Here is a 2,986-nt window from a genome sequence, read left to right as displayed (position 1 = left end):
TCATTTTATCTATAGGCATTTCCTTTTCTTGGAATCAAAGCAAAGCTATTTTTATAAAGTTGGTACGCACTGATTACTAAGAATACGCCTAATCCTACTAGTGTTACCATCTCAAGTGTGGGGAATTTACCATTGAATCCCTCAGAAGCGGTCAAAAAATTATGAATTCCAAAATAAGCCCAGGCAATAGGTAAAGGAAAGATTACATTGCGTATCTTTCGCATAACAAGTAAAACTAAGAAAATGGCTACAATGAGTGTTCCAGATGCTAAGAGTTCAACCTCAATCCCAAAACCATCCCAATTCGCTTTTACAAGTGTCGCAGCTATATTAACAACGGAAGCAATAAACAGCCAGCCTGCGTAAAGTCCAAAAGATACTGGCAATAGAAGATGTTTCCCATCATTAATTTCAACCAATCTGATACAGATTAAGGTTAAAATTACCGAAAATAATAAAATAAAAATTGTTGATAATAGTAGTTGCAGATAAGAAAAAGCAACAATCCAAGCGATATTTAATAGCGATGAAAGAATAAATAATAACGAAATCTTATTTAATGCTGCCTGATAATAGGGATCATCTTTTTTTATAATCATTATAATAATCGAAATCCCTAGCAATATATAGATAACGCTCCATATACTAAATGTAGATGGCGCTGGTGTGATTAACGTCAGATACTTATCAGAAATCTCATTCTGTGACAATCCATTAATAACTCCGAATGCTCCTAGCGCATTAACGACTAGTGTACTCAAAAAAAACAGTCCATTTGTCCAAGCTTTTTGTGTGCTACTCATAAAAATTCCTCCTTCTTCCTATTTTTATTAGAAATTGATTTCTTATTAAAGTATAAAGAATATATATAAAAAGGTCTAATAGAATGGTCCGAGGTCGCTATTATACTCTTTCGATTATTTTGTTTTACATTGTTCCATAAAGAAAACGCTGTTTAGTCTGTTATGTTTTATTAAATGACTATATTTCCACTACCTTTTTGTTGTATAATTCATGTAAATATGTATTTACCATAAGGGGGAATTCTGTCTAATGGACAGTGATAGTAATATAATGACGATTGTAATTTTAGTAGGATTGATTTTGTTTTCAGGATATTTTTCCTCATCGGAAACAGCATTTACATCCGTTAATCGAATCCGGTTGCGAAACAGTGCAAAAAAAGGAGATAAACGTGCAGAAAAAGCATTAAAACTTACAGAAGATTATAATAATGTTTTGTCTACAATATTGGTAGGGAATAACATTGTTAACATTGCTTCTTCAGCCTTAGCGACCACTCTTTTTATTAAGTACTTTCCGCAATACGGTGTAACTATTTCTACAATCGTCATGACCATTCTTGTTTTGATTTTTGGTGAAATTACTCCTAAAGCAATTGCAAAAGATCGACCAGAAATAGTTGCAAAATTTGCTTCTCCGTTTTTAGGTGTTTTAATGAAAATTCTAAAACCAATTAATTGGATTTTCGCAAACCTAAACAATCTAATAGCCAAGTACCTACATACTGAAGAGGTAAGCATTAGTGAGGAAGAATTATTATCAATCATAGATGAAGCAGAAATTGGAGGAGCTCTAGAAGTTGATGAACATCAGCTAATTCGATCAGCTATAAAATTTCATGATTTAGAAGTTGATAGTATCCTTACACCACGTGTCGATGTGGTAGCCGCTGATTTACATGATTCAGATGAAGAAATACAACGAATTTTCGACGAGAATGTTTACTCTCGGATTTTATTATACGATGACTCTGTTGATAATGTTCAAGGCGTTTTACATGAGAGAGATTTCAATTATTATATCCGTAGAAAAGCAAAGGGTGAAGAATCATTATCACTCACTGAAATGATGAAAAATGTGCTTCATATTCCAGCTAAAATGAAATTATCTCGCTTGTTGAAAATCATGCAACAAAGTAAAGTTCATATGGCTGTAGTTGTCGATGAATACGGTGGCACAATAGGAATTGTAACTATGGAAGATGCTTTGGAAGAACTCGTTGGAGAAATATGGGATGAAACGGATTATATCGAAGAAGAAATAACTCTAATAGCTGAAGACAAGTATTTAGTTCGTGGTGAGGCTAGTCTTGAAAAAGTTTTCGATTTATTTCATCTTCAAAATAATGAAGTGTTTTTTTCAAGTACTATTAGTGGATTCATTTCAGAATTATTAGGACATTTTCCTAATGAAGGAGATAAGTTAAATTATAAAAATATCCTTCTCAAGGTTATGAAAGTAAAAAACAATCGAGTATTGGAAGTAATAGTAGAAGAAATATAATAAAAAGAAAGGTTGGAGCGACTTAAGCTCCAACCTTTCTTTTTATTATTCTAACTGTTATTTAAATGCTATACACTAGCAGAGTTAACGATTATAATCAGATATAAAAGGAGGATTTTTATGAAGAAAGACTATTTATTGGGCTATACCCTATTACTTTTTTTATTAGTTGGTTGCACTAGAGCTGTTAGTGAGGATATCTTCATCGAAGGAAACACATTTTATAGTGGTTCTACAATAGAACGCCTTGAAAAAGATGTTAAAGACAATCGACCTTCCAAGCTTGTAGTAGCTAGCGACTCCCATTTCCTCTCTAGTTCTATAGTCAAAGTTGAAGACGAAGATGGGGTAAATGAAATCATTCAAGCTCGCGACTACGAACAATCTGATCATTATAAAGGTTATCCAAAATATGACATCATTGAACGCAAACACTCTCAAGATAAAGTTTATACAGTTCTTTCAGTAAAGCATGGAGATTATTATTATTTAATTTCGCTGAACTTACTAGCAGACGCAAAAGTTAAATTGGAAAGTCAGGACAGTTTGGATGCTGCGGCACTCTATTATCATTCAAAAGTGAAAGCTGATGATCATGCAACTGGAATCTACTTCTTTGAAGTTTTACGAAAAGTAGAAGCTGAAAAGTAGCTTAGTACCTAAAAATTTGAAAGTTAGA

At 32.8% G+C, this 2,986-nt stretch carries 3 protein-coding genes; 2 read left to right on the top strand and 1 reads right to left on the bottom strand.

Features of this window, described 5'->3' with window-relative positions; genetic code table 11:
- Positions 1-5: 5 nt before the first annotated feature.
- Positions 6-803 (bottom strand): tryptophan-rich sensory protein, encoded by a 798-nt coding sequence (locus tag WBF61_RS08065; protein WP_424255491.1) that lies wholly within the window; start codon positions 801-803, stop codon positions 6-8.
- A 250-nt stretch (positions 804-1,053) separates the two neighbouring features.
- Here WBF61_RS08065 and WBF61_RS08060 point away from each other — a divergent pair, with 250 nt between their 5' ends.
- Both WBF61_RS08060 and WBF61_RS08055 read left to right on the top strand, forming a co-directional pair.
- Positions 1,054-2,307: an HlyC/CorC family transporter gene (locus tag WBF61_RS08060; RefSeq protein WP_424255489.1), complete on the top strand. Its 1,254-nt coding sequence runs from the start codon at positions 1,054-1,056 to the stop codon at positions 2,305-2,307.
- 120 nt (positions 2,308-2,427) lie between these two features.
- Positions 2,428-2,958 (top strand): hypothetical protein, encoded by a 531-nt coding sequence (locus WBF61_RS08055; RefSeq protein ID WP_424255487.1) that lies wholly within the window; start codon positions 2,428-2,430, stop codon positions 2,956-2,958.
- The last annotated feature ends 28 nt before the right edge of the window (positions 2,959-2,986 follow it).

It is taken from the genome of Carnobacterium sp. (genome assembly GCF_049673005.1).
Lineage (GTDB): Bacteria > Bacillota > Bacilli > Lactobacillales > Carnobacteriaceae > Carnobacterium_A.
This window is presented reverse-complemented; position numbering and strand designations above follow the sequence as displayed.

Coding starts and splice junctions, on each gene's coding strand:
- WBF61_RS08060 (WP_424255489.1), top strand. CDS start 1,054: ATGGACAGTGATAGTAATATAATGACGATTGTAATTTTAGTAGGATTG.
- WBF61_RS08065 (WP_424255491.1), bottom strand. CDS start 803: ATGAGTAGCACACAAAAAGCTTGGACAAATGGACTGTTTTTTTTGAGT.
- WBF61_RS08055 (WP_424255487.1), top strand. CDS start 2,428: ATGAAGAAAGACTATTTATTGGGCTATACCCTATTACTTTTTTTATTA.